We start from the raw sequence: 26,360 nt of genomic DNA, 5'->3' as shown, positions 1-26,360 counted from the left end.
GGTGACTGCCCAGCGCGACCGCCTGTTCCTGCTGCGGCCGGGTTTTGCCGATCCGGCCTTTCCGGGTCAGATCTTCTACTGCTGGCATTGTGCGCTGCTGGAAGGGGTGCTGGCCTCCTTCCCGGATCGCGCGCGGCTGCTCGACGTGGTGCGGATCGCCTGGCCGCGGCCGCGCGAGGCCCTGGTGGCGCTGGTCGGCGCCGAAAACCAGTCCGTGCCGCTGCTGGTCCTGGCCGGCGACGCGCCCCCGGGATTGGAAACGGGGCGTCATGGGCAGGTGCGCTTCATTGCCGGCAAGGATGCCATCCTCTCGGCCCTGAGCCAGCGGCACGGCTTTCCCTCACCCCATCCCTGAGTCTCGCGCCAGCGTCTATTGCGGGATTATTTCTGCAAGAATAGGATCGTGATCGCTATCATAGGTTGCTTTGGACCCGCATTCCTATTTTCTGAGACATTTTCCCATTTTCTGTTAGGATTTACTTTAGTCTCATTCTTGTAAAATTTTATCCGTATTGTTCGCAAACTTTCTGGATCGCTTGCGGGGGCATCATGGGGATCATCGACCGTCGGTCGCAAATCGAGGTCTCTGTCATCAAGGACATGAGCGCCATGATGCAGGCGATGGCGATCCGTTCGGCGGTCTTCATCGGCGAATTCGGCTGCGGGCATGACGAGGAATTCGACGGCAATGATTTCAGCGCCACGCATCTCATTGCCCGCGTCGGTGGTCAACCGGCCGGCACCATGCGCCTCCGGTATTTCGCCGATTTCGTGATCCCCGAACGCCTTGCCGTGCTGCCCGCCTTCCGCAAGAGCCGCTATGGCGACCGGGGGGTTGCCTATGCGCTGGCGACCTTCGGCTTCAACCTTTCGCGCATGAAGGGCTACAAGCGCTTCATCGGCTATTCGGTGCTGGGGCTGGAACAGTTCTGGGACCGGGTTGCGACAGCGAGCGGCGGCCGCGTCGACCGTTTCGGCGATCATCCGATCGAATGCTCGGGCTCGACCTGCGTCGGCGTGTTCGGATCGCTGGATCCCTTGCCGGGCGCCGTCAACGCCCGCGAAAGCCATCATGTGCTGACCGCCTGCGAGGCGGAACTGCCGATGCATGTGCAGCAGCGCGCGCAGTTCATGCAATCGGTCGGCGGCGAAGTATCCCTGCCGGTCGACAGCCGGCGCAGCACGGACCGCCGCGGCGCCGATGCGCGCGGTGGCGATCGCCGTGCGCAGGATCGGAGGGCCAGCGACCGCCGCGCCCAGGATCGTCGCGCCCTCGATCGGCGCGGGGAGAATCGCCGCGCCTCCGACATGGTCGGCCAGGACCAGCGCTTCACCGAACGCCGCGCCGATGAACGCCGGGCCCTTGATCGCCGCGCCGGCGACCGGCGGGCGGGCGAGCGGCGCCATGGCGAGGCGCACGTGGCCTCTGATCAGCGCAACACCTTCAATCACTATGTCGAGGCCGTGATCGCGTAAGCGGTCGCACCGTCACTCGGGTAGCAGGGCGCAACCTTTGGCGTCGGGCGGGACTTTCCAGGGCTGGCAGGATTCCGGCAGGGCCAGGTCATGCGCGATCGCGGCGCTGCAACTGTCGTCCAGCGTGATGTCAATTCCCCTGGTTGCGATATCATGGATGATGACGAGTTCACGCAGGCTGTTGCGCCACACCCGCTCGCTATCCGCCGGATGCCTGTCGGCAAAATGATCGAGGGTGAGCGGCACGCAGGAGAGCGTCGTCCCGGTGAGGTCGGCTTTCTTCATCACGGCACCCAAGCCGGAATCCTCGCCGCGTCCCCGGTCGAAGATGATCTTATTGCCGGCAAAGCGGGCGCCGCTGAGGTCGCTGTTGATGAACTCGGCGACCCAGAGGCTGCGCCCCGGCTGCGACTGCCGGAAATCGGCGTTGCGCAGGCTGGCATGGTAGAAGGTTGCCGATCGCACATCCGCATCGCGCAAATTGACTTCATTCATCGAGGTGCGGCGGAAGTCCACACTGGTCAGTTTCGCGCCGGTGAAGTTCGCGCCGTCGAGCTTTGAATTGGCGAAGGACGTACCGCCGAGGCGGGCGCCGCTGAAATCGAGGCCGCGCAGATCCTGTCCGCCGAGACGCAGGTGCCACCCCTCGAACCCACGAAAATCCACCGTCTGCGGGTCGATATCCTTGCCGAGGAGCAGGATCTGGCGGCGCCTCAGCATCTCGAGCACCGGATCGTTCGGCACCAGCTGCAGGCCGGCTTCGGCCGCCGCCAGCGCCGCGCTGTAATCCCGGCCCAGCTGCAGGCTGCGCACGATGCCGGCATGGGCGCCGGTGAGGGCCGGATCGCTCTCGAGCAGCCGGCGATAGAGGGTGATGGCCGCATCCGGTTCATGGCCCTGTTCGAGATGTGCGCCAAGGCGGAGGTTGAGATCGATATCATCCGGCCGCTGGGCAAGCTCGGCGGAAAGCGCCCTGGTCTCGGCGCGATAGGCGGCGAGGATCGGCTGTGCCACCCGCCCGAAATCACGGTCCGTCGTGCTGAAGGTGCCGAAGGGGGCGATGAGGTAGTCGGCGGTCGACCACGTGCCGTCTTCCTGGCGCTGGGCGATGAGCGCGATCCGGTCGCCCACTTTCAGCCTGGGGCCGCAATTCATGCCATTGCCTTCAGCATAATGCAGCGTCAGCGTCGCCGTTTCAGGGCCTTTCCAGACGTCGGCAAGCTGCAGTTCGGTGACGGTGGAGGAGAAATCCGGAACCGCTTCGGGGCATCCTTTCAAACGCGCCTTGAACGGCGCCCGGCAGGTCGTGTCATCGACATCGGGACAGGCCGCCACCATCTCCTTGGCTGTGCCGAGACAGGGTGATCCCGGCGTGATCTCGACCGAGGTCACGGTCCCTTCGGCGATGAGGTCGCCGGCCGCGAGAATATCGTCAGCCTGAACGCTGCCGCCCATGCAGGCCGCAGCCGGCGCCGCCGTGGCAAGGAGAAGGGCCGCTATGAGCAGCTTGCGGATATGGCGCATGGTGTCCCCGATGAATTGCACGGCAGCAAGGTGGCGGATGATCTGGGCGTTTTGATGGCCGGGTCAAGCCCGGGGGTGACTGTTTAGGGTAGGTGCTACTGCTGGGCCAAGGTCCTGGCGCGCTGCAGGAGTGCCGCATTGTCCTTGTTCGCCGGATCGCGGTCGAAAGCCTGCTGCAAATAAGGGACGGCGTCGGCATAGCGTTCCTGCTTGAACAAGACGCGGCCAGCACCGGCGAATCCCGTTGGGTCTTGGGGCGCCATTTCGCGTATCGCGGCGTAGGCGTCCAGTCCGGGCTCGAAATCGTGCCAATTTTCCAGAAACCCGGCGAGACGTGTTCGGGCTGCCAGGTCCTTTGGATTGGCCTCGACGGCTGACATTACTTCCTTACGTTGCTTGCTGTAGCGATCGAACACCTCGATGCGTCCAGATGCGTCAGCGAGCCGAGGATCGCACCATGTGGCCTGAAATCCACCTCCTGCGTCGTAATGGCCACAGAGCATGCCGCTATCGCCTGGAGCCAATGTAATCCCGCCGCCACAAACTCCCTCACTGTCATACATAACGACGGCATTGTCGCCGACTCTGCCTTTGAGCACATTCGTAAATGCAACGTTGACGGCACCGGAGACTTGGCACTGTTCAAGAAATTTGTCGACAAAGTCGTTGCAGAACGGATCGTTGCCAACATTGTTGCCTTTGTCGCAGCGTTTCGTCCCTTCCGCCCAGAAGTCACGGCATTCGGCTAAGCGCGCACTAACATCTGCAGAGGATGAGACAGTCCCTTCAGCAATTATTTCAGTATCGCGCAGTGTATCATTTGCGACCGATTCTATTTGCTCGGGCGTCAAGGGAAGTATCGTGCAGGCACTGCTTCGCGTGGCATCAAGCAATGCGATGCCGACGAACAATGTAAGGAAAGCAAGACGAACTCGACATTGCCGCATCGAAAGCCAGCCTTCTGAGCGCGGTATGATGTAGAAAAAGTGTGTCTCAAGATGAAATGCAACACAAGGGTGCAGCCATACCATGGCGTTGCCTGCCACCCCATACCCTATTCGTCATGGTCGGCGAAGGCCGAACATCCACGAATTTGTTGGCACGCGCTCAGTCGTCGGTTGGAAACTCGTGGGTGGTCGGCCTTCGCCGACCATGACGATGTTGGTTGAGCCAGCGCCTACCGCTGATCCAGCTTGAACTCGATCCTGCGGTTCTTGTTGTAGGCTTCGTCATTGTCGGCCGGGTCGAGCGGGCGGAACTCGGCGTAGCCGGCCGTCACCATGCGCTCCGGCGGCAGGCCGCGACTAATGAGATATTTGGCGACCGCCACGGCGCGCGCGGTCGAGAGTTCCCAGTTCGAGGGGAACTGCGCCGTGAAGATCGGGCGCTTGTCGGTGTGGCCGTCGATGCGCAGGACCCAGTCGAGATCCTTGGGGATGTCCATGGAGAGAAGGATGAGGGTGGTCGCCAGATCATCGAGCTGCGACTTGCCGGCATCCCCCAGGACGGCCGAGCCGCTGTCGAACAGGATTTCGGACTGGAACACGAAACGGTCGCCGACGATGCGGATGTCCTGGCGGTCGCCCAGCACTTCGCGGAGGCGCCCGAAGAATTCGGAGCGGTAGCGCGCCAGCTCTTCGACCTTGGAGGCCAGCGCCGCGTTCAAGCGGTTGCCGAGGTCGACGATCTGGACCTCCTGGTCCTTGGCCTTCTGCTCGGAGGCGTCGAGGGCCGCGGTGATGCGCGAGAGCTCCTCGCGGAGTGCCAGCATCTGCTTGTTGAGGAGCTCGACCTGGAATTTGGCTTCGTCGGTGATCTTCTGCTTTTCGGCGTCGCTGCCTAAAATCTTCTGCTGCATCTCGTCCTTGAGGCTCTCAAGGGCCGCTATGTCGGAGAGGAGGGCGGTGATGCGTTCGCGGTCGGCATCGATGGTCTGATAGGCCTCGGCCAGCTTCTTCGCCTGGTCGGCATTCATGGCGGCCTGGCGGTTGGCGGCATCGCGCTCGCCGATCACGACATTGAGCTGGTTCTTCATCTCGTCGCGCTCGGCGGTGGAACTGGCGAGCTCCCCGGAAAGCTGGGAGAGCTGGGCCTTCAGATCCTCGGCGGTCTTCTTCTCCATCGCCAGCATGCTGGCGATCTCGCTGATCTGGGCGTTCAATTTGGCGAGCGCATCGTCACGACCGGACAAAGCGAGGCTGAGGAACATCTGCGCCACGACGAAGACCATGAGCACGAAGACGATGACCATGAGCAGGGTCGAGAGCACATCGACATAGCCCGGCCAGGCTTCCATCGGACGAGCGCGACGGCGGCTCATGATTTAGCCTCAACCAGTACTCCTTCTCCCGCCTGGGCGGGAGAAGGTCGGGATGAGGGTGGGAGATTCCAGAGGCGGGCGTTCATCGGTCGCTAACGCCCCTCACCCCGCCCCCTCACCGCAAGCGGGGCGAGGGAGTGCAGGGAGCGGGTGGCAGAGCCAAAGCCATGTTAGCGCTCGTTGCTGGCGGCGGCGGCGATGGTGCGGGCGAGCAATTTGATTTCGCCCCGGATGTCCTGGACCGATTGGTTGCGGCCCTGGGCCAGTTCCTCGGAGAGGCGGGTGAGATGCGCATCGAGGTTGCGCAGATGGTTGCGGCTGTTGGCGTCGATGCCGAAGCCGCCGGAGGCCGCCAATTCGGCAAGGCGCGCCGTGACCTGCTGCTGGTTCCTGAGCTGGTCGTTGAGCACGGCCAACTGGTCCGACATCTGCTTGAAGCCTTGGCCGGAGGCACCACGCCCTTCCTCGCCGCGCTGCATGACGCGCTGCAATTCGTTGAGGCTTTCGGCGGTCTGCTCGAGCAGCGCCTGGATATAGGCCGGGATCGGCTGGTCGCCGGCTTCGGCAAAGGCGCCGGTGCCGCCGGAGGTCAGGCGGGTCTGGCCGGAGAGCCAATCCTCAAGCTCGTTGAAGAAGCGGTTCTGCGCCTGGCTCGCCATCAATTCGAGAAAGCCGATGATGAGCGATCCGGCGAGGCCGAACAGCGAGGAGGAGAAGGCGATGCCCATGCCACCCAGGGGCTTGGCGAGGCTCTGCTTCAACGTGTCGAACATCACCGCGGCATCCTGCCCGCCGCTGACCTGAAGATTGGTGATGGCGTCGGAAACACCCTTCACGGTGCCGAGCAGGCCCCAGAAGGTGCCGAGGAGGCCTAAGAAGATCAGCAGAGAGGTCACATAGCGGCTGATCTCGCGGCTGTCATCGAGGCGCGACTGGATGCCGTCGAGGAGCGAGCGCAAGGAACTGGTGTTGAGGTGAAGCCGGCCGGTCTTGTCCTTCAGCATCGCCGCCATGGGGGCGAGGAGGCGCGGCTGGGTATAGCTCTGCGAAAAGCCGCCGGTGCGGTAATCCTCGATCCAGGCGATATCGCTGTAGAGGCGCAGCACCTGCCAGATGGTGAAGAGGATGCCAGCCAGCAGCACCACGAGGATGCCGGTGTTGAGCACCGGGTTGTGCCCGAAGGCGACCGAGATCGGGTCCCACAGCAGCACGGTGACGGCGATGGAGGCCAGCAGCGCCACCAGCATCCACAGCAATTGCCAGATCGGGCGGCTCATTCAGGCACCCTTTGCATGGTCACGGCGAGGTCAGGGCCAGTACCGGCGGAGAGCGCCACGCCGCCTCAGCCGGCCGAGGGCACGATGTCGACGCGGTCGGCCGGGCTGCCTTCCGACTTGGTGCCGAGCGCGCGGACGTCGATGCGGTTGGAGCGGACACCCTTGCCGATCAGATATTTGCGGACTTCAAGACCACGGGCCAGCGCCTTGCGGCGGGCCTGGCTCTCGGCATCGGCGGTGCCGCTGCTATAGGCCAGAACCTGGATCTTGATGGTCTCGTCGGCCATCATCTTGGTGGCAATGGCGTCGAGCTCGCCGCTCGCACCCTGCGGCAGGTCATCGCTGTCGCCTTCAAAGACGATGCGGGTGCCGCCGGCGGGCAGGACGGCCGAGCCGCTGGTGTCGGGCAGGGTCTCTGCCGGCGCTTCGGCGCTGGCGACCTGTTCGGCCGAGGCTTCGGCAGCAGGCGCTTCGGCGGCTGGGGCTTCGGCTGTTTCGGCAGCAGGTGATTCCGCAGCGGGCGCTTCGACGGCGGGCGCAATGGCAGCGGCCGGGGCGCTGGCGGCGGGAGACGGCACGCTGGCCGGGACCTCGGCAGGTTCGGCGGGCGGTGTCGGTGCCGGCACCGGTTCGGGCGCCACGGCGGCTTCCGCCGGCGCGGGTTCAGCCGCGGGGGCTGCCGGCACCACCGGAACGGCCGGCGCCGGGCTCGATTCGAGGGCCGCTTCGGCGGCGGCCACCTGGGCTGCGGCGCCTTCTTCGATGGCGGTCGGGGTCGAGGCCGGCTTCGGTGCCGAGGCCTTCTTCTTTTTCTTCTTCTTGGCCGGCGCCGCGTCCTTTGGTGGGGTCAGGGCGAAAGGCTGCGCGCCCGGGACATTGAGATAGCTTTGCGGGCTGGCCGCGGTGGGCGTGCTGATGGGCAGGCCCGCACGGTTGGCGGCAAAGCCCGGTGCAAAGGCCGGATTGGCATAGGGCGCCACGAAGGGCACGTTGGCCGGCGCCGCCGGATAGGCCGGGGCATAGCCATAGACCGGCCGGCCGTAAGCCGGGGCATAGGCCGGGGTGAAGACTGATTTCGGCTGCGAGGTGATGCGGGCGGGGGCGCTATAGGGTGCCGCATAGCCATAGGGCTGGAAGCCGGTCGGTACGCCCGGGGCGACACCCGGGGCGCCGTAGGGGCTGAGGGCGCCGTAATTGACACTGACCGGGGCAGAGCTTGCTTGCGGGAAGTAATAGGCCTGCTGGGCCGTGGCACTGCCTGCCAGGAGCAGGGAACCGGCCGTGGCGGCACCCGCCAGCAGCAGCATTTTCAGTCCCGAGGAGATGGTCTTGCCGCCGCTTACCGATTTCGCCTGCTTGCTCATATCCGCCTGCCAGTCTCAAAGAAGGGATGCAATTTGGACTGGACTATAACCGATCCGAATTTGTCCCTACAACCTGCGCTTTGCCAAGGCAGCATAAGTATTTAGCGGGCAGGGAGGGCGGACTCGGACGGATCGGTGCCCGGATCAGTGGCCGATCAGGTTCTGAATCGGGGCGTGAAGGGTGTTGTTGGTCGCCAGAATCTCGCCATTGGCGAGGCTCACGGGCTTGCCCTTGAAGTCGCTGACATAGCCACCGGCTTCCCTGACCAGCAGGATGCCCGCCGCGATATCCCAGGGCGAGAGGAACTCTTCCCAGAAGCCTTCGTAGCGGCCGCAGGCGACATAAGCGAGGTCGAGGGCGGCGGCGCCGAAGCGGCGGACACCGGCGGTCTCGCGCATCGTCTTGTCCATCTGCTTCTGGAAACGTTCGATATTGCCGTGACCGCGGAACGGGATGCCGGTCGCGAGCAGGCTCTCGTTCAAATTCTTGCGGCCGGAGACGCGGATGCGGCGGTCGTTGAGGAACGCGCCGGCACCCTTCTCGGCATAGAAGAGCTCGTCCTTGATCGGATCGAAGATCACGCCCGCCGTCATCTCGCCCTTCACTTCGAGGCCGATCGAGATGCAGAAATGCGGAATGCCGTGAAGGAAATTGGTCGTCCCGTCGAGCGGATCGACGATCCAGCGCGTATCCGGATCGGGGCCGACTTCCACGCCACTTTCTTCCATCAGGAAGCCGAAATTCGGCCGGGCCTTCTTCAGCTCTTCCTTGATGATGGCTTCGGCCTTGTGATCGGCATTGCTGACGAAGTCCGCCGGACCCTTCTGCGAGACCTGCAATTGCTCGACCTCGCCGAAATCACGACGCAGGCCGCGGGCAGCCTTGTCGGCCGCCTTGCACATCACATTGATCAGGGGAGAACGCATCGCCATGGCCGGGTTTAGTCCTTCGCGCGTTCCATATATTCGGAATCCGCGGTGCGGACCACGATCCGGGTGCCGGCGCCGACATGGGGCGGCACCAGGACGCGGACGCCGTTCTCGAGCACCGCGGGCTTGTAGGAGGAGGAGGCGGTCTGGCCCTTCACCACGGCATCGGCCTCGGTGATGAGGCAGACCACGGTTTCGGGCAGGGTGACCGAGATAGGGGAGTCTTCGTAGCTCTCGACCGTCACCACCATGCCTTCGGTGAGGTAGACCACCGGCTCGCCGATGAGATCGGCGTTGAGGGTCAGCTGTTCGAAGGTGTTGTTGTCCATGAAGGTGTAGTCCTCGCCGGACGAGAACAGGAACTGGTATTCCTTTTCGTCGAGGCGGACGCGGTCGACGGTGTCCGAGGAGCGGAAGCGCTCGTTGAGCTTGGTCCCGTCGCGGATGTCCTTCAACTCGACCTGCAGGAAGGCGCCGCCCTTGCCCGGCTTCACATGCTGGGTCTTCACGGCGCGCCAGAGGCGGCCCTGATGTTCGATGATGTTGCCGGGGCGAATGGCATTGCCGTTGATCTTCATGGCGTCAACCTGATCAGTCTTGAATTGTTGTCTGGAAAAGCGGGCGGTTTCTAGCAGGTGGGCCAGGGTTAGTAAACCAGCGGATGGCTTGGTGTCCGCCGTGGCCCGCCCAGCGCCGGCGGCCCGCTTTTCATCGCATTGATAGGAATGGATAATTTACCGGGCGTGGCAGATCAGATCTTGCCCAGGTTCTGGAGCCGGGTGATCCGTTCCTCAAGCGACGGGTGGGTGGCAAAGAGGGCCGACCCGCCGGTTGCGAAATCCTTGAGCGGATTGACGATGAAGAGATGCTGGATGGCGCGATTGCCGATTTCCGGTGCCTTGCCGCCGGCGCCGAGGCTGCGCAGGGCGGCGATGAGGCCCTGCGGATTGCGGGTGAGCTGCACGGAGGTCGCATCGGCCAGGAACTCGCGCTGGCGCGAGACGGCGAAGCGCACCATCTGCGCCGCGAGCGGTGCCAGAATGGCAAAGAGAATGAGGATGATGAGCACGATGACGGCGCCGCCGCCGCCCTTCTTCCGGCTGCCGGAACCGGACGACCTGCCGCCAAAGCGCAGGGAGCGCAGGGCCATGTCGGACACCAGGGCGATGAGCCCGACCATGATGCCGACCGCCGCCATGTAGCGCGTATCGAGGTTGAGGACATGGCCCATCTCATGGGCGACCACGGCCTGGAGCTGCTCGCGCGGCAAGGTGTTGAGGAGGCCGCGAGTGACGCCGATCGTAGCCGCATCGGTCTTCATGCCGGTGGCGAAGGCATTCAAGGCATCGGTCTCGATCACCACTACCTTGGGCTTGGGGAGGCCGGCGGCGATCGCCATTTCCTCGACCACATTGTGCAAGGTGGGTTCGGCCGTGGCATCCACTTCGCCTGCACCGGTCATGGCAAGCACGATCCGATCACCGGCCATCAAGGTGGCGGCGCTGGAGACGAGGCCGATGCCTGACAGCACGGCGCCGCCAAGCAAGCCCGCGCCGCTTACCGCCAGGATGTCGACCGGACGGTCATCCGCTGTGCCCCAGGCCTCGATGGCCCAACCGATGACGTAGCCCAGCGCAAAGCCGAGCAGGATGAGAAGGAGGATGAGGACCCAGGTGTTGCGTCGGTTGGCGGCCTGGGCCGCGATGAAATCGGTGCCGTGAATGCCGAGCAATGCAGCTTCTGCAACTGCCGACGCGGCACCGGCATCCGACATCGGCGCGGGCCCGCTCAGCGCAGATCGACCTTGGGTGTTGCCTCGATCGCGGCGCGCTCGGCCTCGGCCACGCGCCACAATTCGGCCAGCTCGAATTTATAGCCGGCGGCGATCAGGTTGTTGGGAAAGCTCAGCACGGCGGTGTTATAGGCGGTCGCGGAGTCGTTGTAGAACTGCCGCGCAAAACCGATCTTGTTCTCGGTCCCGGTGAGCTCTTCCATCAGCTTCTGCACCGTCTCGTTGGCTTTCAGGTTCGGATAGTTCTCGGAGAGGGCGAAGAAGCGGCCGAGCGAGGCGGTGAGGGCGGATTCCGCCGCCACCGAGGCCTGGCTGGGCATGCCGCCCCCCGCATTGGCCGTGATGGCGCTGTTGCGCGCCTCGATGACCTGCTTCAGCGTCTCCTGCTCATAGCCCATGTAATCCTTGGCGCTTTCGACCAGATTGGGGATGAGGTCGTAGCGACGCTTCAACTGGACATCGATCTGGCTCCAGCCATTGGCGACCTGTGTGCGCAGGGCGATCAGCCGGTTGTAGATAGCGATCCCCCAGATCACGATGGCGATCGCAAGGCCGAGCAGGATCCAGAGGGTCATGGGGTATCCCGGTATGAGGGTGGCTGGGGGCGAAGGGCTGCATCCTGCCGGAAGTGCCCCCCTTGCCGCAACTGGGGGGGGGAAATGGAGGCACCCGCATCGCGCGCACGGGGCGGGTGGCGGCAATTAATCGGCGCTGGCCGATTCGTGTGCCGGGGCGCCCCGGCGGCTGCGCCCGGAGTCGCGCTGCCCGTTGTGGTCGTTCTCAAGGAACGAATACTATATCTAGCTGGAAAAGAACAAAAAATCTGCAATCGTTCTCTTTTCGATCTAAAGTCTTTACAAGCGGAACAAAGCCTGTACATTGGCTCTCATTCGGCGCCGATTTGTCACTGATCCGGTGCTGTGATCTAAGGTGGGAGAGAGACTTATGTCGCAGAACGTGGTCAAGATTTCGGACAGGGACAGCAAAGAAAACATGGACAAGAACAAGGCATTGGACGCCGCGCTGGCGCAGATCGAACGAGCCTTCGGCAAGGGCTCGATCATGCGCCTCGGCAGCAGCGAACAGGCGGTCGAAACCGAAGTTGTTTCAACGGGTTCGCTGGGGCTCGATATCGCCCTTGGCATCGGTGGCCTGCCGCGCGGGCGCATCGTCGAGATCTACGGACCGGAAAGCTCGGGCAAGACCACATTGGCGCTGCAGGTCTGCGCCGAGGCCCAGAAGGCCGGCGGTACCTGCGCCTATATCGATGCGGAACACGCCCTCGACCCTTCATACGCCACCAAGCTCGGCGTCAATGTCGGCGACCTCCTGATCTCCCAGCCGGATGCCGGCGAGCAGGCCCTGGAAATCACCGACACGCTGGTGCGCTCCGGCGCCATCGACATCCTGGTGGTGGATTCGGTGGCGGCCCTGGTGCCGCGGGCCGAACTCGAGGGCGAGATGGGCGACAGCCATGTCGGCCTTCATGCCCGGTTGATGAGCCAGGCGCTGCGCAAGCTCACCGGCTCGATCAGCCGCTCAAAGACCATGGTCATCTTCATCAACCAGATCCGCATGAAGATCGGCGTCATGTTCGGCAACCCGGAAACCACGACCGGCGGCAACGCTCTCAAATTCTACGCTTCGGTCCGCCTCGACATCCGCCGTATCGGCGCCATCAAGGACAAGGAAACCGTGGTCGGCAACCAGACCAAGGTGAAGGTGGTCAAGAACAAGCTGGCCCCGCCCTTCCGGGTCGTCGAATTCGACATCATGTATGGCGAAGGCATCTCCAAGATGGGCGAACTCATCGATCTGGGGGTCGCAGCCGGCGTGGTCGAGAAATCCGGCGCCTGGTTCTCCTACAGCACCCAGCGCATCGGCCAGGGGCGCGAGAACGCGAAGAGCTTCCTGCGCGACAATCCGGCCATGGCGAAGGAGATCGAACAGAAGATCCGCGCCAATGCCGGTCTCGTCGCTGGGGCGATGATGGATTCGAGCGGCGGCGACAAGGTCGACGAGGACGCATAACTGAGATCGCCGCCGCGCCACGCTGATGGTGCGGCGGCCCGCTTCTCTCTCCGGCAAGCGCGCCGGTCCCGGGTTACACCCTGGGCCGGCGCGCTTCGTCGTTTTGAAGGCCAGATCGGCGGGATGTAGCCGGGTCGATGTGCCGATTGCTATGTGAACGAGTCTCGCATTCGGCCGATTGATGGCGGTGCGGACGCTGCCTAGGCTTCGGCGATCCAATGCCTGAGGGGATCGCCATGCTGGTCGCCATCTTCGCGGTTTTCGCCGCCTGTTTTGTCCTGGAGCGGGTCTTTGCCGGCTGGGCTCTGCCACGGGTGCGCGGCTGGCCGCAGCGGGTCGTTGCACTCAATCTCGTGCAACTCGGCGTCGTCCTGCTGGCGGGGTGGAGCTGGGAGAGCTGGTTTGCACGCTGGTCGCTCATCGACCTCGACCGGGAAATCGGTACCGTGGCCGGCGGGCTTCTCGCCTATGTCATCGCCACTTTCATCTTCTACTGGTGGCATCGCTGGCGCCATGAATCCTGGCTGCTGTGGCGGCTGTTCCACCAGATCCATCACAGTCCGCAGCGGATCGAGGTCATCACCTCGTTCTACAAGCACCCAATCGAGATGATCGTCAATTCACTGATCGGCAGCTGCCTGGTCTATGCGGTGCTGGGCCTGTCGCCGGAGGCTGGCGCCATCTATACGCTGTGCACGGCGCTGGGAGAGTTTTTCTACCACACCAGCATCCGGACGCCGCGCTGGGTCGGGTTCTTCTTCCAGCGGCCGGAGATGCACCGCATCCATCACCAGCATCGCCGCCACCGGAACAATTACGGCGACATCACCTGGTGGGACATGCTGTTTGGGACTTATGAGAATCCGGCGAGTTTTGAGCGGAGCTGCGGTTTCGAGGATGGACAGGAGCAGCGATTGCTTGCTATGATGCTGTTCCAGGACGTCCTCAAGCGCCCCCAAGCAGACCCATGCAAGAGACCCGCGCCGCGGAGCCAACTCCCCTGAAACCCGCCATCCCCGCCATCCTGCTGGCGGGCGGGAAATCGTCGCGCATGGGGGGCGGCGACAAATGCCTGCGGAGCCTTGCCGGCCGGCCGATCCTCGATCATGTCATCGAACGTATCCGGCCGCAGGTGACGGGGCTGGTGATCAATGCCAACGGCCACGCCGCGCGTTTCGACAGCTACCGATTGCCGGTGGTGCCCGACGACATCGCCGGCCAGCCGGGACCGCTCGCGGGCATCCTCGCCGGCCTCGACTGGGCGGCGCTGCAGGCGCGCCCGGCACACGGGTTCGAGACGGGTGGGCGGCAAATCGACTATGTGCTCACGGTCTCGACCGATTGTCCGTTCCTGCCGCTGGACCTGGTTTCGCGCCTGCTACCCACGATGGCGGAGGGCGCCGAGATCGCGATCGCGGAAAGCAATGGGCGCCGGCACCCGGTTATCGGCCTGTGGCGGGTGAGTCTCCGGATGGATCTCCGCAAGGCGCTGGCGCTCGAGCATCTGCGCAAGGTCGAGGCCTTCTGTGACCGCCATCGCACTGTCGCGGTAAATTTTGAAGGTGCCGTGAACTTTCCGGGCGGCGCCGTCGACCCATTCTTCAACGCCAACACGCCGGAGGATCTGGCCGTGGCCGAGCGCCTGTGGGCGCAGCCGCGCCGCCAGCAGATCTGAACGGCCCTTTCCGCAGGATTCATCTTGACCAACCGTCACATCAACCCACAGCGCCGCCCGCTTCTTGAGCGCCTCCCCCTTGCCGCTCTCCTTGCCATCATCCTGCTGCTGGGTGCCATCGGCTCGGCCCTGGCCGCTGATCTCACCCCGGATGAAAAAAAGATCCTGTGCCAGGACCGCCCGACCTGCGCTGTGGTCGCGGTAAGCGATGCCGGGACGGGTGCGAAGGGCGAGCGGCTGCGCATCGCCGATCTGGTATTCGGCCTCGCCGACATTCCCAATTATTTCCCGGAGGAAGGCTGCCGCTCGACCGATGCGGCGCTGGAAGCCATGGACCAGATGGATGGCGGGCGCGAGATCTGGCTGCTGGCGGAGGGTGACCAACCCGTGAAGCTGCTGCCGCTGTGCAATGACGGTTACGGCTCGGCGATGATGGGCTTTGACGACATCACCATTGCCGACAACCGGCTGACCCATACGCAAGGCGGTGGGTCCGCCTGGCGCTGGACCGAGAACAAGACGTTCCAGCTCTCGCCGCTGGCACTGATCGCCGAGGATAGTTGCTCCTATCACAATGCCGCCCCGAATACCGGCGCGTTCATGGCGGTCGACCGCCGCACGCTGGAGGCCCGCGCCTATGCGCCGGCGCCGCGCGACGATTGGAGCGACGCGGAGATCGGCTGCCCGATGCCGGCGGTCGATTTCCAGAAACCACTTGAGCCGCAGCCTTCCTCCGACACGGTCGCTGCCTATGCCGTGCCGGTGCCCTTCGATCTCGGGGCCAGCGCCTTGCCCGAAGGCACGACCTTGGGCACCTGCGGCCTCAGCCTCAGGAGCGACGGCAGCCAGGGCTTCCTCATCCACGGCAAGCCGGCGACAGGGGAGGACGCCGCGGAACTGCGCGTCATCGGCGAGAGCACGCGGTCGCTCCTCATCCAGATCCGCGATCCGCTGGCGGCGACGGCTGCCAAGGCTGCCGCCGGCAAATCCTGGATCAAGGCGCCCCATGTCGAGATCTGGACCGCGGCCGAGGGCGAGCTGTTCGACGGCGATGCGTCGGCGGGTCCGGAACGTTCGTATTTCCAGATCGGCATCACGCTCGACGGCAAGGTCGAAACCGGCATGGGCAAGATGCCGTCGCTGCCCAGTGTCTCCACTTGGCCGGGCAAGGACGAATTGGGGCACGATGTAACCGTGCTCCGGCTCGCCTGGGAGGATGAGGCGGCCCTCGTCTATGGCGTGGGCGTCGTCTATTCGCAAGCCAAGGACGGCAAGCAGCAGCGCCTCGTCTCCAACGCGCCCATCCAGAAGAACAAGCCGCTGTTCCTGCCCGGCATGTGGCACAATTCAGCGGATGAATCCGGCGTCCCGGGCGGCGTGTGCGAATTCTCCGGCGAGAGCCACCAGCTCGATCTCTAAGCCGCTGAATGTGAAATTTCGGCGGCTGCCCTGGCGACATTCCTCATATTAATCGACAGTTAAGTATCTTGTCCCAACATATCCCCAGGATTGTATTGGGGGAGAGATCATGTCTGCTGGGTCAAAATCGGGCCGTATCGGCCTGCGCGCGCGCGTCATGCTGTCGGGAATTGCGGTGCTGCTGGTCGGCATCGTGGGGGCTGGCGGCGTTGCCGGCTATATGGCCTATGATCAGGCCAAAAAAGATGCGGCTGCCAATCTCAGCGCCATCGCCATCGGTACGGGCCGCGAGGTAACGGGCTTTATTCAATCGGCCATCGACGTTGCCGAAACAGTGGGCCGCACCATTGAAGGCGCCAAGGTCGGCAAGCTGCCGCGCACCTACATCAAGGACCTCGCTGTCCCCATCATCAGAGCGCATCCGGAATTCGTCGGCACGACGGTAGCATTCGAGCCGAACGGCTATGACGATGACGCCGCCTTCGCCGGCAAAGTGCCGGCAAAAGACGAAACAGGTGCCTATGTCCCCTTCTTCGTCGATTCTGAAACAGGTGCTGCACCGGAGCAGAATGAGACCGGGCGGTTCGTACCCTATTACTACAACAATGCTGAAAAGGGTGTGGCGATCGTTCCGCTGGTCATGACCATCGAGGCCGGCATTAAAAGCTGGTACCTCGATCCGCTCCAGGCCGGCCACACGATGCTGACGGCGCCCTATATATATCCCGTCGATGGCGTCGACGTGCTGATGTCGACCATCAGCGTGCCCATGATGAGCGACGGCAAGGGCTTCGGCATCGCCACCATCGATCTGCCGCTGACCAAGGTCGCCGAGACTCTCAACGCCATCAAGCCGATGGGCGACGGTCGCGTCATGCTGCTCAGCCATGACCGCCAGTGGGCCGCCAATCCCGATGCCAAGCGCATCGGCCAGATGATTGCCATGGAGAAGGATGCGGCGTTTGAGCCTGAAGCCGATCTCAAGCCGATGTATGACGCATTCCTCGCCAGCAAATCGACCGAGCCGGTAATGCAGATCGATGCCAGCGGCGAGCATTTCGTCGTGTTCGCGCCGATCACCTTCCGGGGTCCCGGCGAAGTGTGGACCCTGATGATCGAGGTGCCGGTCGCGACCGTGCTCAAGGGTGCCAATGAACTCATCTACACGATCATCGCCATCGTCGGCGTGGCGCTGCTCCTTGGCGCCATCATGTTCGCCTGGGTCGGCAGCCGCATCGCCAAGCCGATCGTGGCCCTGGCCCATGTCACCAGCGAGGTGGCGGAGGGCAATTTCAGCGCCGATGTGAAGGGTGTCGAACGCGGCGACGAGATCGGCGAACTCGCCCGCGCGGTCGAGGTGCTGAAGCATGGCCAGCAGGACAAACTGCGCCTGGAAGCCGAGCAGCAGAAGGCCGCCGAACGCGCCGAGGTGGAAAAGCGCGAAGCCATGCAGCAACTCGCCAACGGCTTCGAACGGTCGGTGAAGACCGTGGTCGACAGCGTCACCAAATCAGCCCAGCAATTGCAGACTCACGCGAAGTCCATGTCGGACGTGGCGGAAGGGGCGACACAGAAGATCGGCGAAGCATCGGGGGCGACCGACAATGCGTCCGGCAGCGTCGACGCGGTGGCGGCGGCGGCCGAACAGCTCTCCGCCTCGATCAGCGAGATCAGCCGCCAGGTCGCCAGTTCCTCCGACGTCGCCCGCACCGCGGTGGGCGAGATCGGCAAAGCCAATGACACGATGAAGAATCTTGTCGTGGTCTCGGAACGCATCGGCGAAGTGGTGAAGCTCATCACTGCCATCGCCGAACAGACCAATCTGCTGGCGCTCAACGCCACCATCGAGGCGGCGCGCGCCGGGGAAGCCGGCAAGGGCTTTGCCGTCGTCGCCAATGAGGTGAAGGCGCTGGCCAGCCAGACAACCAAGGCCACCGAAGGCATCTCGGTCGAAATCCAGGCGATCCAAAGCTCGACCGATGGTGTTGCGAAGGCGATGGCCACCGTCACCAGCACGATCGAACGGATCGACGAGATCTCGAGCTCGATCGCGGCAGCGGTCGAGGAGCAATCGGCGGCGACGCGCGAGATTTCCAGCAACGCCCAGGCCGCCTCCGGCGGCACGCAATCGGTGCGGCAGAACATCAACGGCGTCGAAACCGCCGTGCTGTCCGCCCGCGACACGGCAGCCGGCGTGCTGAGCGCTGCCGAAATGATGGCGGAGCAGGCGAAGTCCCTCAACCGCGAGGTCGAGAGCTTCATCGCGGAAGTGCGCGCTTCTTAAGATTTCCCTCGACCAGGATGCGTCATCCATCCTAGCCTCCAGCCCTGAATTTACCGGGCTGGAGGTTGGGGATGGGCGCGGAGAAGATTGCCGTCATCGGCAACGGGATCATCGGGCATGGCGTGGCGCAGGTGTTTGCCAGCGCCGGGCACAAAGTGACGCTGATCGGGCGCAATCGCGCCAGCCTCGATGCCGCCATCGGAAAAATGCAGGAGAGCCTCGCCGAGTTCGTGCGCCATGGTTTGCTCACGGCCGAGGAAGCCAAGGCCGTTCCCGGCCGCATCACCCTCAGCACAGAGCTCACGGATGCCAAGGGCGCCGATCTGGTGATCGAGGCGGTGACCGAAGATCTGCCGCTGAAGCTCCAGATCTTCGGCGAGCTGGATGCGATGTGTCCGCCAACGACCATTCTCGCCTCGTCGAGCGGCCAGCCGGCGAGTGCCTTGGTCGCCAACGTCAAGCACCGCAACCGCGTGATCGCCACCCATTTCTGGTATCCGCCGCAGCTCATCCCCCTGGTCGAGGTGTGCGGCGGGCCGTTCTGTTCGCCCGACGTGCTGGCACGTACCGTGGCGCTCATCCGCGGCACGGGCAAGGAACCGGTGGTGATCGAGAAGGAAGTCAAAGGCTTCATCGGCAACCGGCTGCAATTTGCGCTGCTGCGCGAGGCCTGGGCGCTCTGGGCGGAGGGTATCGCTTCGGCGGAGGCCATCGATGCGGTCGTGCGCGCCTCGTTCGGGCGGCGCATCGGCATCACCGGGCCGATTGAATCGGCTGATATCGGCGGGCTTGCCACCATGGTGAATTTCGGCAACTCGCTCATCCCGGATCTCTCGACCGCACCGCAGGCACCCGACAAGGTCGCTGCCCTGATGACACAGAGCGGCATGCCGGGCATCTATGACTGGTCGAAGCGCGATGTGGGCGCCTTGCGCGCGCGGCGCATGGACGAACTCTTCCGCTGGCTGAAGGCCGATCGCGACAGCAAGAAATGATCATGATGAAGACCGATCCCTATTGGTGGGAGGCGGCCCCCCGCCCCGAGATCATGCCCGGCGATGTGCCGCAGAAGATCGATGTCGCCATTGTCGGCTCCGGCTATACCGGCCTCATCGCCGCCTTGAAGCTCAGCGCCGCCGGACGGTCGGTCGCGGTGTTCGACAGTGGGGCGATCGGCTCGGGCGCCTCCAGCCGCAATTCGGGCTTTGTCGGCCGCACGCTCAAATATTCCTTCGGCGATCTGGTGAAGGCCAAGGGCCTCGCCCATGCCATCGCGACCTATCAGGAAATGCAGATGGCGTTCCGCGCGGTCGCCGACACGGTCGCCGACTATGCGATCGACTGCGATTTCCGCGTCCATGGGCGATTGGTGGTGGCCGAGACGGCGCCACAATTCGAGGATCTGAAGCGCGAATATGACCTCCGGCAGAAGCATCTGGGCTCGCCCTTCGAGGTGCTGGACAAGGCGGCCTTGCCGCGCGAGATCGGCAGTCCGCGCTATCTCGGCGGCGTGGTGCTGCCGGATCTGGCCTCGATCCATCCCGGCCTCTATCACCAGGGGCTGGTGCGGGCGGCCTTGGCGGCGGGTGTTGCGCTTTATCCTTTCACACGTGTGAGCAGGTTTGTGCGCGATGGTTCGGGCTTCAAGGTCGAGACGGCGCGCGGCGGCGTTGCGGCGCGCGACGTCATCATGGCGACCAATGGCTATACCGATGGGTTGCTGCCCTGGCTGCAGCGGCGATTGATCCCCTTCGATGCCTGGCAGATGGCGACGGAGGAGCTGCCGGCGGGGCTCATCGACCAATTGCTGCCCAGGGACCGCACCTATATCGATTGCTTCATGAACATCGATGCGATCCGGCGCTCACCCGACGGGACGCGCATCCTCTATTGCGGCAAGACCGGCGAACGCAGCGACCAGGTGACGATGGGCAGGCGACTCTCCGCCGAGCTTCGCGCGGTGTTTTCGGACCTGAAGGATGTCGGCGTCTCGCATAGTTGGACCGGGCGCTGTGCCGCGACCTTCGACCTGCTGCCGCATCTCGGTACCCATGAGGGCATTCACTATGCGGTCGGCTATTGCTTTGCCGGCCTGCCGATGGGCTCGCATTTCGGGCGGCTGCTCGCACAACGCATCCTGGCGCCGGGATCGGTGAAATCGGTCTTCGCCGATCAGCCGTTCAAGACGGTGCCGTTCTACCAGGGCAATAACTGGTTCGTGCCCTGGATGATGCGCTATTACGATCTCAAGGAAGGCAAGCGCCAGGTTGCCTAGGCGATGATGCCCGTGCTGCCGGGGCGGGACGCCGGATCGCCCAGCCATTCCGTGCGCTGGCGCAAATGCCGGCTGAGTTCGTGAGGATCGCGCATGGGTTCGACCGCGCCATAGGGAATGACCTCGCCGATCGAGACCTTGAATTGGGTCCCGATCTTGTTGGCGACCTCATGGAGCAGCAAGGCAAGCCTCGCCGTCATGCTGATATGGCTGGCGATCTGGAAGAGGCGGCTGTTCTGGCCGTGGAAATACATCGGCACCACATCGGCGCGCGCGGCATGGATGAGGCGCGCGGTGAAGGGCTTCCAGTCGAGATCGACGGCTTGTTTGGCAAAAGGTGTCGGCGTGGTGGCGACACCGCCTGCTGGAAAGACGATGAGGCAGCCGCCCTCGGCAAGATGCCGGCGGGCGATGGCGCGGGTCTTCAGCGTCGTGGCCTGTGCCTCGGGGCCGGGATCAAAATCGATCGGCAGGATGTAGCGCTGGATGGCGGCATCGGGCGGATAGAGCCTGGCATTGGTCAGCACCTTGAAATCATCGCGCACCCGGTTGGCGAGGTGGCCGATCAACAGGCCGTCGACCAGGCCGAAGGGATGATTGGCGATGATCACCAGGGGACCCGTGGCCGGCAGGCGCGCCAGTTTCGCGGCGTCGTAATCGATCTGCAATTGGAGGAGGCGCAAGGCCGCGTCCCAGAACTCGGCCTGGCCTGTCATCTCCGCCTGGTAGATATCGTAGAGGCGTTTGAGGCGCAGCTGGCCGCTGAGGATTTCGATGGCCCGGATCGACAGGCGCGCGAGCGGCGTGTCGTAGGCGCTGGCATAGGTCAAGGAGAGGCTGCTCATCCAGCCCAGATAGCGCAAAGGCGTTGCGGTCACGTCGCAAACCCATGAACTTATGATGACGTCGTTTCGGGCGGGTCAGGGTTGGCGCGCGGTCGCCAGCTTGTCGAAGGGGGTGAGGGCACCTCGTACGCCGATGGCGATCGCCGCCACACGGTGGGCGAGCAGGGTGGCGGCGCGTGGTTCCTGGTCCTGCAGGCGGGCGCTGAGATAGGCGCCGTTGAAGGCGTCGCCGGCGCCGGACGTGTCGACCAGTTGCGCGGCCGTCGCCGCGGGAATTTCCTCGATGCCGGTGGCGGTGCCGAGCAAGGCCGGCTTGCCGCCATCCTTCACCACGAATTCCGGGACGCCGAGGCCACGCAGCCGCCGCACGGTGGCGTCGGGGTCGGCATCACCGAACAACTGCTTCTCGTCGTCATGGGTGGGGAGGGCGATGTCGGCAAGCTGCAGCGCCGCGGTGATGGCGGCGCGCGCCTCGGTCAATTTGGGCCAGAGGCGGGCGCGGTAATTTGGGTCGAAGGCAAGTCTGCTGCCGGCGGCGCGGGCCTCGGCCAGGGCCTGCATCAAATTGGCCCGCGCGGGTGTTGCCAGGATGGCCAGCGTGATGCCCGAGAAATAGATGAGGTCGCGCTTGCCAAGGCTTGTGCGCAGCAGCGCCGGATCATCGGCGAGGTGGCGCGCCACGGCATCGCTGCGCCAATAGGTGAAGCTGCGCTCATGGCCGTCGAGTGTGATGGCGTAGAGGCCGGGGCGGCCGCCCTTCAGGCAGGGGCTCTCGGCGGTGCCGATGCCATGTTCGGCAAAGAAGGCCAGTTGCCGACGCGAAAAATCATCATCGCCGAAGGCCGAGACATAGTCGGTCCGAATTGTCGCCGGCAGCAGGCCGCGCAGGGTCCACAGCGTGTTGAAGGTGTCGCCGGCAAAGCCCATGCGCCAGGCGCCGCCGCCATCGGGGGCGAACTCGACCATGCATTCGCCGATGGACGCTATGCTCTTCAAGGGATTCCTCGTCATGGGGATCGGCCGGGTGCGGCAGCCTTACCATAGCTTCACCGGGTGGCAAAGTTTGCGAGGACCGGCAACCGCTCCTGCCTGCGCCGTCACGCTGGGGCGACATAAGCTGAGAATTATGATAAAAACAGTAGTGCGTATTACGTTTAATGCACTATTTACGAAATCGTGCACAGTCGAACGCAGGCGGAACCTATCGGGACCGCAACCACGGAACCGTCTTGTGGATCGGAATCTGCGTCAATACAATCACTTGATGGCACACACTTCAGAGATTAGTGTCGTTCCCGGCTTGTGCTGGTTTGTACCGGTTCCGAGTCGCATCCGAGTCGCGCTTTGATGTAGCTTGCATTTTTGCCCTTGCGGGCCAGGGTTTCGAGAATGAATCAGGATCGCGTCGAGTCGCTTGCCCAGTTCCACCCCTTCACCCGGCTCAACAAGCTGCTGGAAACCGTGCAACCGGGCGGCGGCAATACGCCTTTGCTGTTATCGCTGGGCGAGCCGCAGTTTCAGCCGCCGGCCTTCGCCACGGACGCGATCGCTAACGCAAAAGAGAGCTGGAGCAAGTATCCGCCGACCGCGGGCAATCCGGAATTCCGCGCCGCGGCCAAGGGCTGGCTCATGCGGCGCTATGGGGTGGAGAGTGCCTTCATCGATGCCGACAGGATGATCGTGCCGGTCTCCGGCACACGCGAGGGGCTGTTCCACATCGCCCTTTCCGCCGTCGCCATGGGAGCACCCAAGGGCAAGGGGAAGGTCCTGATGGCCAATCCCTTCTATCACACCTATGCCGGCGCGGCGGTGGTGGCTGGCGGCGAGCCGGCCTTTCTGCCGGCGGGACCGGAGACGGGTTTCCTGCCCGATCCAGATGCCGTGCCGGTGGACCTGCTGAAGCAGGCCGCGATGGTCTATCTCTGCTCGCCCGCCAATCCACAAGGCTCGGTGGGGTCACCGGATTTCTGGCGGCGCTGGCTGGTGCTGGCACGCCAACATGATTTCCTGATCGCGGCCGATGAATGTTATGCCGAGATCTACAGCGATGCACCACCGCCCGGCGCCATCGAAGCGGCGCAGGCCTCGGGGTCGTGCGACAATCTCTTGGCGTTTCATTCGCTCTCCAAGCGCTCAAGTGCGCCCGGCATGCGTTCCGGCTTCGTCGCGGGCGATGCGCGATATATTTCGCGCCAGGTGCAACTGATCAATTACGGCGGTGTTGCGGTCCCGCTGCCGGTGCTGGCGGCGTCGACCTTGCTGTGGTCGGACGAGGCCCATGTCGCGGAGAATCGCGCGCGCTACCAGGCGAGCTTCGATCTTGCGCAACAGGCGTTGGGGCCGATCTTCGGCCAAGTGAAGCCGGCCGGTGGCTTCTTCCTGTGGCTCGATGTCGGCGATGGGGAGAAGGCAGCGGTGGAGTTGTGGCGACAGGCGGCGATCAAGGTGCTGCCGGGCGGCTACATGGCGCGGGTCGATGCCAAGGGGCACAATCCGGGTGCCGCCTTCATCCGCGTGGCGCTGGTCTATGAACCGTCGCAACTGGCGGGCGCCCTGGGGCGGATGGCGTCGGTGCTGGGATCGTTGGAAGGTGCCGGCGCAATGTCTGGAATTTCACGCAGAGGTCGATGAGCATGGCTGGCAACGGGGCACGAGGCGGCGGCATGGCACTGCAATCGGGATTTGGGTTCGGTGGGCCGGGTGGATTCTCCTCCTTCGTGCTGCGGCGATTGCTGGAAGGCGTTGGCATCGTGCTGGTGCTGGCGGGGCTTGCCTATCTCCTGGCGCTACTGACGGCCAATGGCGCCGATCCAAGTTTCAACCGCGCCGCCGACCAGCCCGTCGCCAATGTGATGGGCGCACCCGGCGCGGTCTTTGCCGATTTCCTGCTGCAGGGCCTGGGCCTTGCCGCCCTGGTGCCGCCGGCGGCCTTGCTGGCCTGGGGTGTTGCGCTGCTGCGCGATCACGGGATCCACCGCATGTGGCTGAAACTCATCCTGCTGCCGGTCACCAGCCTGCTCATCGCCGCGGCCTTCGCAGCGCTGCCTGGCACCGGCACCTGGCCGTGGATCGCGGGCCTCGGCGGTCTCGCTGGTCACATGATCCTGGTGGGTTCCGATGGCGCCGGCGGGATCACCGGGCTGGTGGCGCCCTTCGTGGGCGGCATGGAGATCAGTCTCCTCAGCCGGCTGCTCGCCCTGGGGTTCCTGGCGCTGGGCCTGTGGTCGCTCTATCACAGCCTTGGCATCGGCCTTGGCGGCTATGTGCGCTTCGGGCGCGGTGTCGCGCGCATGGGGCGCAACATGGGTGAGGTGATCGATCGCGGCCGCGCCGGCATGGGTGGCTCCGGCTTCAAGCTGCGCCTGCCGCGCTTTAGCCGCAGTGACGATGCGCGCGAGGCGATGCGGCGTGAACCGCGCCTTGCCGGCGAGACGAGCGAGCGTAGCCGCGTCGCCATCGAGATCCCCAGCCGCATCGCCGAAAGCGATGGCTATGAGCGCGTGCGCGGCGACAAGGCGGAGCGCCTGGTTGCGGCTCCCCCGGCCAAGAGCAAGGACAAGGCGAAACCCGCGAAGAAGGACTCACGCCAGGCCAAGCTGGTGCTGGAAGAGAGCGCTTTCGAATTGCCGCCGATCGATATCCTCGCCATGCCGACCGCCAATCTCGCCGTGCAGCGCATCAATGAAGAGAGCCTGGAGAAGAATGCGCGGCTGCTCGAAACCGTACTCGACGATTTCGGCGTCAAGGGCGAGATCGTCAAGGTGCGCCCCGGCCCGGTGGTGACACTCTATGAACTCGAACCGGCCCCCGGCACAAAGACCAGCCGCGTCGTGGGCCTCGCCGACGACGTCGCGCGCTCGATGAGTGCTGTTTCCGTGCGCATCGCCGTTGTGCCGGGCCGAAGTGTCATCGGCATCGAGCTCCCCAACCGCGAGCGAGAGACGGTGGCGTTCCGCGAACTCATCGAAGACGACAGCTATCAGAATTCGCAGAGCCGCCTCGCCCTCGTGCTGGGCAAGGATATCGGTGGTGCGCCGATCGTGGTTGATCTCGCGCGCATGCCGCATCTCCTCATCGCCGGTACCACGGGCTCCGGCAAGTCGGTCGCCATCAACACCATGATCCTGTCGCTGCTCTATCGCCATTCTCCGGCGAATTGCCGATTCATCATGGTCGATCCCAAGATGATCGAGCTTTCGGTCTATGACGGGATCCCGCATCTCCTGTCGCCGGTCGTGACCGAACCCAAGAAGGCGGTCGTGGCGCTCAAATGGACCGTGCGCGAGATGGAGAACCGCTACCGCGCCATGTCGAAGCTCGGCGTGCGCAACATCGACGGCTTTAACCAGCGCCTGGAACAGGCACGGGTGGCCGGCGAAACGCTGACGCGCCGCGTGCAGACCGGCTTCGATCTCGAAAGCGGTCAGCCGGTCTATGAGGAAGAGCCGTTTGACCTCACCGCTTTGCCGTTCATCGTCGTTGTGGTCGACGAGATGGCCGATCTCATGCTGGTGGCGGGCAAGGAGATCGAGGCGGCGATCCAGCGCCTGGCACAGATGGCACGCGCCGCCGGCATTCACATCATCATGGCAACACAAAGGCCGTCGGTCGATGTGATCACCGGCACGATCAAGGCCAATTTCCCGACCCGGATCAGCTTCCACGTCACCACCAAGATCGACAGCCGAACAATTCTTGGTGAGATGGGCGCCGAGCAGCTGTTGGGACAGGGCGACATGCTCTATATGGCCAATGGCGGTCGCATCACCCGCGTTCACGGCCCGTTCGTTTCGGACCGAGAGGTGGAATCGATCGTGCGCTTCCTGAAGGAACAGGGCGAGCCGGCTTACATTGAGGAAGTGACGCAGGACGATGAAGAGGCCGGCGGGCTTGAGAGCTTTGACGGTGAACCGGGCGGTGGCTCGGGCGACGAACTCTATGACAAGGCGGTCGCCATCATCACGCGCGAGAAGAAGGCATCGGTCAGCTTTGTGCAGCGGCATCTCCAGATCGGTTACAACCGGGCCGCGCGCATCATCGAGCGCATGGAAAAGGAAGGCGTCGTCAGCACCGCCAACCATGTCGGCAAGCGCGAAGTGCTTGCCCGTGGGCTGGATGACTAAGGCTGCTAAGATTAATCGAAAGGTC

The 26,360-nt window shown here is 64.1% G+C and carries 22 protein-coding genes; 11 read left to right on the top strand and 11 right to left on the bottom strand.

Annotated elements, in window-relative coordinates:
* The first annotated feature begins 1 nt into the window (after nt 1).
* Nucleotides 2-355, top strand: a complete 354-nt coding sequence (locus tag IPK59_09130) for a DUF3088 domain-containing protein (GenBank protein ID MBK8158902.1) — start codon at nt 2-4, stop codon at nt 353-355.
* 194 nt (nt 356-549) lie between these two features.
* A complete protein-coding gene (locus IPK59_09125; protein ID MBK8158901.1) occupies nt 550-1,476 on the top strand; it encodes a hypothetical protein in 927 nt (308 codons plus the stop codon).
* Nucleotides 1,477-1,488: 12 nt separating this feature from the next.
* On the opposite strand, the gene IPK59_09120 is transcribed toward IPK59_09125, so the two are convergent.
* The 9 genes from IPK59_09120 to IPK59_09080 all read right to left on the bottom strand — a co-directional run bounded on the left by IPK59_09120 (nt 1,489) and on the right by IPK59_09080 (nt 11,258).
* A complete protein-coding gene (locus IPK59_09120) occupies nt 1,489-3,000 on the bottom strand; it encodes a pentapeptide repeat-containing protein (GenBank protein ID MBK8158900.1) in 1,512 nt (503 codons plus the stop codon).
* A 95-nt stretch (nt 3,001-3,095) separates the two neighbouring features.
* Nucleotides 3,096-4,031 (bottom strand): hypothetical protein, encoded by a 936-nt coding sequence (locus IPK59_09115; GenBank protein MBK8158899.1) that lies wholly within the window; start codon nt 4,029-4,031, stop codon nt 3,096-3,098.
* A 146-nt stretch (nt 4,032-4,177) separates the two neighbouring features.
* Nucleotides 4,178-5,320, bottom strand: a complete 1,143-nt coding sequence (locus IPK59_09110) for a peptidoglycan -binding protein (protein MBK8158898.1) — start codon at nt 5,318-5,320, stop codon at nt 4,178-4,180.
* Nucleotides 5,321-5,490: 170 nt separating this feature from the next.
* Entirely contained in the window at nt 5,491-6,597 is a 1,107-nt protein-coding gene (locus IPK59_09105; protein MBK8158897.1) for a MotA/TolQ/ExbB proton channel family protein, read from the bottom strand.
* A gap of 65 nt (nt 6,598-6,662) precedes the next feature.
* A complete protein-coding gene (locus IPK59_09100; GenBank protein MBK8158896.1) occupies nt 6,663-7,961 on the bottom strand; it encodes a hypothetical protein in 1,299 nt (432 codons plus the stop codon).
* A 144-nt stretch (nt 7,962-8,105) separates the two neighbouring features.
* Nucleotides 8,106-8,894, bottom strand: a complete 789-nt coding sequence (locus tag IPK59_09095) for an inositol monophosphatase (GenBank protein MBK8158895.1) — start codon at nt 8,892-8,894, stop codon at nt 8,106-8,108.
* Between the two features lie 8 nt (nt 8,895-8,902).
* The gene (efp, locus tag IPK59_09090) at nt 8,903-9,469 is read right to left on the bottom strand and encodes an elongation factor P (protein ID MBK8158894.1); all 567 of its coding nucleotides are present in this window, start codon (nt 9,467-9,469) and stop codon (nt 8,903-8,905) included.
* A 173-nt stretch (nt 9,470-9,642) separates the two neighbouring features.
* Complete coding sequence (locus IPK59_09085; protein ID MBK8158893.1) at nt 9,643-10,665, bottom strand: M48 family metallopeptidase; 1,023 nt, start codon at nt 10,663-10,665, stop codon at nt 9,643-9,645.
* Nucleotides 10,666-10,679: 14 nt separating this feature from the next.
* Nucleotides 10,680-11,258, bottom strand: a complete 579-nt coding sequence (locus IPK59_09080; GenBank protein MBK8158892.1) for a LemA family protein — start codon at nt 11,256-11,258, stop codon at nt 10,680-10,682.
* A 370-nt stretch (nt 11,259-11,628) separates the two neighbouring features.
* On the opposite strand from IPK59_09080, the gene recA reads away from it, so the two are divergent.
* The 7 genes from recA (at nt 11,629) to IPK59_09045 (ending at nt 20,367) form a co-directional block, all read left to right on the top strand.
* Nucleotides 11,629-12,714: a recombinase RecA gene (gene recA / locus IPK59_09075; protein ID MBK8158891.1), complete on the top strand. Its 1,086-nt coding sequence runs from the start codon at nt 11,629-11,631 to the stop codon at nt 12,712-12,714.
* Nucleotides 12,715-12,950: 236 nt separating this feature from the next.
* Nucleotides 12,951-13,718, top strand: coding sequence for a sterol desaturase family protein (locus IPK59_09070; protein ID MBK8158890.1), 768 nt, complete (start codon nt 12,951-12,953; stop codon nt 13,716-13,718).
* Complete coding sequence (gene mobA / locus IPK59_09065) at nt 13,682-14,389, top strand: molybdenum cofactor guanylyltransferase MobA (GenBank protein ID MBK8158889.1); 708 nt, start codon at nt 13,682-13,684, stop codon at nt 14,387-14,389. The genes IPK59_09070 and mobA overlap by 37 nt, the downstream gene beginning before the upstream one ends.
* Before the next feature lie 24 nt (nt 14,390-14,413).
* On the top strand, nt 14,414-15,808 hold the full coding sequence (locus tag IPK59_09060) for a hypothetical protein (protein ID MBK8158888.1): 1,395 nt from the start codon (nt 14,414-14,416) through the stop codon (nt 15,806-15,808).
* Nucleotides 15,809-15,917: 109 nt separating this feature from the next.
* Nucleotides 15,918-18,092, top strand: coding sequence for a methyl-accepting chemotaxis protein (locus IPK59_09055; GenBank protein ID MBK8158887.1), 2,175 nt, complete (start codon nt 15,918-15,920; stop codon nt 18,090-18,092).
* A 71-nt stretch (nt 18,093-18,163) separates the two neighbouring features.
* The gene (locus IPK59_09050; GenBank protein ID MBK8158886.1) at nt 18,164-19,087 is read left to right on the top strand and encodes a 3-hydroxyacyl-CoA dehydrogenase family protein; all 924 of its coding nucleotides are present in this window, start codon (nt 18,164-18,166) and stop codon (nt 19,085-19,087) included.
* 2 nt (nt 19,088-19,089) lie between these two features.
* Nucleotides 19,090-20,367 carry an FAD-dependent oxidoreductase gene (locus IPK59_09045; GenBank protein ID MBK8158885.1) on the top strand — a complete coding sequence of 426 codons (1,278 nt, stop codon included), beginning with the start codon at nt 19,090-19,092 and terminating at the stop codon, nt 20,365-20,367.
* Here IPK59_09045 and IPK59_09040 read toward each other — a convergent pair.
* Nucleotides 20,364-21,245, bottom strand: coding sequence for a lysophospholipid acyltransferase family protein (locus IPK59_09040; GenBank protein MBK8158884.1), 882 nt, complete (start codon nt 21,243-21,245; stop codon nt 20,364-20,366). The genes IPK59_09045 and IPK59_09040 overlap by 4 nt on opposite strands.
* A 42-nt stretch (nt 21,246-21,287) precedes the next feature.
* Nucleotides 21,288-22,223 carry a sugar kinase gene (locus tag IPK59_09035; protein MBK8158883.1) on the bottom strand — a complete coding sequence of 312 codons (936 nt, stop codon included), beginning with the start codon at nt 22,221-22,223 and terminating at the stop codon, nt 21,288-21,290.
* Between the two features lie 378 nt (nt 22,224-22,601).
* Between IPK59_09035 and IPK59_09030 the strand changes: the two genes are divergently transcribed.
* Both IPK59_09030 and IPK59_09025 read left to right on the top strand, forming a co-directional pair.
* A complete protein-coding gene (locus IPK59_09030) occupies nt 22,602-23,843 on the top strand; it encodes an aminotransferase class I/II-fold pyridoxal phosphate-dependent enzyme (protein MBK8158882.1) in 1,242 nt (413 codons plus the stop codon).
* A 32-nt stretch (nt 23,844-23,875) separates the two neighbouring features.
* The gene (locus tag IPK59_09025) at nt 23,876-26,335 is read left to right on the top strand and encodes a DNA translocase FtsK 4TM domain-containing protein (protein MBK8158881.1); all 2,460 of its coding nucleotides are present in this window, start codon (nt 23,876-23,878) and stop codon (nt 26,333-26,335) included.
* Nucleotides 26,336-26,360: the final 25 nt, after the last annotated feature.

It is taken from the genome of Rhodospirillaceae bacterium, assembly GCA_016712715.1.
Classification (GTDB): domain Bacteria; phylum Pseudomonadota; class Alphaproteobacteria; order Dongiales; family Dongiaceae; genus Dongia.
The sequence above is the reverse complement of the archived record's forward strand: the minus strand, read 5'-3'. Positions and strand labels throughout refer to the sequence as shown.

What these genes read in the sequence shown, in the direction of transcription:
- IPK59_09070 (MBK8158890.1), top strand. Translation starts at nt 12,951, where the DNA reads ATGCTGGTCGCCATCTTCGCGGTTTTCGCCGCCTGTTTTGTCCTGGAG.
- IPK59_09045 (MBK8158885.1), top strand. Translation starts at nt 19,090, where the DNA reads ATGATGAAGACCGATCCCTATTGGTGGGAGGCGGCCCCCCGCCCCGAG.
- IPK59_09120 (MBK8158900.1), bottom strand. Translation starts at nt 3,000, where the DNA reads ATGCGCCATATCCGCAAGCTGCTCATAGCGGCCCTTCTCCTTGCCACG.
- IPK59_09115 (MBK8158899.1), bottom strand. Translation starts at nt 4,031, where the DNA reads ATGGTATGGCTGCACCCTTGTGTTGCATTTCATCTTGAGACACACTTT.
- efp (MBK8158894.1), bottom strand. Translation starts at nt 9,469, where the DNA reads ATGAAGATCAACGGCAATGCCATTCGCCCCGGCAACATCATCGAACAT.
- IPK59_09055 (MBK8158887.1), top strand. Translation starts at nt 15,918, where the DNA reads ATGTCTGCTGGGTCAAAATCGGGCCGTATCGGCCTGCGCGCGCGCGTC.
- IPK59_09025 (MBK8158881.1), top strand. Translation starts at nt 23,876, where the DNA reads ATGGCACTGCAATCGGGATTTGGGTTCGGTGGGCCGGGTGGATTCTCC.
- IPK59_09105 (MBK8158897.1), bottom strand. Translation starts at nt 6,597, where the DNA reads ATGAGCCGCCCGATCTGGCAATTGCTGTGGATGCTGGTGGCGCTGCTG.
- IPK59_09050 (MBK8158886.1), top strand. Translation starts at nt 18,164, where the DNA reads ATGGGCGCGGAGAAGATTGCCGTCATCGGCAACGGGATCATCGGGCAT.
- IPK59_09095 (MBK8158895.1), bottom strand. Translation starts at nt 8,894, where the DNA reads ATGGCGATGCGTTCTCCCCTGATCAATGTGATGTGCAAGGCGGCCGAC.
- recA (MBK8158891.1), top strand. Translation starts at nt 11,629, where the DNA reads ATGTCGCAGAACGTGGTCAAGATTTCGGACAGGGACAGCAAAGAAAAC.
- IPK59_09110 (MBK8158898.1), bottom strand. Translation starts at nt 5,320, where the DNA reads ATGAGCCGCCGTCGCGCTCGTCCGATGGAAGCCTGGCCGGGCTATGTC.
- IPK59_09085 (MBK8158893.1), bottom strand. Translation starts at nt 10,665, where the DNA reads ATGTCGGATGCCGGTGCCGCGTCGGCAGTTGCAGAAGCTGCATTGCTC.
- IPK59_09100 (MBK8158896.1), bottom strand. Translation starts at nt 7,961, where the DNA reads ATGAGCAAGCAGGCGAAATCGGTAAGCGGCGGCAAGACCATCTCCTCG.
- IPK59_09125 (MBK8158901.1), top strand. Translation starts at nt 550, where the DNA reads ATGGGGATCATCGACCGTCGGTCGCAAATCGAGGTCTCTGTCATCAAG.
- IPK59_09080 (MBK8158892.1), bottom strand. Translation starts at nt 11,258, where the DNA reads ATGACCCTCTGGATCCTGCTCGGCCTTGCGATCGCCATCGTGATCTGG.
- IPK59_09035 (MBK8158883.1), bottom strand. Translation starts at nt 22,223, where the DNA reads ATGACGAGGAATCCCTTGAAGAGCATAGCGTCCATCGGCGAATGCATG.
- IPK59_09030 (MBK8158882.1), top strand. Translation starts at nt 22,602, where the DNA reads ATGAATCAGGATCGCGTCGAGTCGCTTGCCCAGTTCCACCCCTTCACC.
- mobA (MBK8158889.1), top strand. Translation starts at nt 13,682, where the DNA reads ATGCAAGAGACCCGCGCCGCGGAGCCAACTCCCCTGAAACCCGCCATC.